Annotated in this window: 1 pseudogene; it reads left to right on the forward strand. The window is 70.4% G+C overall.

Annotated elements, in window-relative coordinates:
- A pseudogene (locus tag FV222_RS27950) lies at positions 1-798 on the forward strand (hypothetical protein); the annotation flags it as partial.

Genomic DNA, 798 nt, shown 5'->3' on the forward strand with positions numbered 1-798 from the left:
CAAGGATCGCCCGCTTGTGCTCGGACGACCAGGTCTGCTCGGACGACCAGGTCCGTCGCGTTCCCGCGACGACGATGTGAGCTCCTGCTCCAGGCCGCGGGCACGGGGAAGTTTCGCCCGGCCGACCCCGAGGCCCCCCAAGCCGGCTCGGGCCTCGTGGTCCTGGGCCTCGGCAAGCTCGGCGGGGGCGAGCTCAACTATTCCAGCGACGTCGACCTGATCATGTTCTTCGACGCCGCCGTCGCGCCGCTCGGCGAGAACGTCGAGGCGAAACCGTTCTTCGCCAAGCTCGCGCAGGGCATCGCGAAGCTCCTGGAAGAGCGCACGTCCGAGGGCTACGTCCACCGCGTCGACTACCGGCTGCGGCCCGATCCCGGCTCGACAGCGGTCGCGCTCTCCACCGACTTCGCCTTCGACTACTACCAGTCGCTCGGCCAGAACTGGGAGCGGGCGGCCTTCATCAAGGCGCGGCCGATCGCCGGAGACCGCGCCGCCGGGGCACGGTTCCTCGCCGAGCTGACGCCCTTCATCTGGCGCAAGTACTTCGATTTCGCCGCCATCGCCGACATCCACGCGATGAAGCGCCAGATCCACGTGGTGCGCGGCCACGAGGCGCTGGCGGTGGGCGGCCACGACATCAAGCTCGGCCGCGGCGGCATCCGCGAGATCGAGTTCTTCGTGCAGACCCAGCAACTGGTCTTCGGCGGCCGGCGGCCCGAATTGCGCGGCAGCCGCACGGTGCCGATGCTCGGCGCGCTGACGCAGGCCGGCTGGATCGACGCCGCCGCCCGCGACGAG

Origin of the sequence: Methylobacterium sp. WL103 (assembly GCF_008039885.1) — a bacterium.
In the GTDB taxonomy this organism is placed as follows: Bacteria; Pseudomonadota; Alphaproteobacteria; order Rhizobiales; family Beijerinckiaceae; genus Methylobacterium; species Methylobacterium cerastii.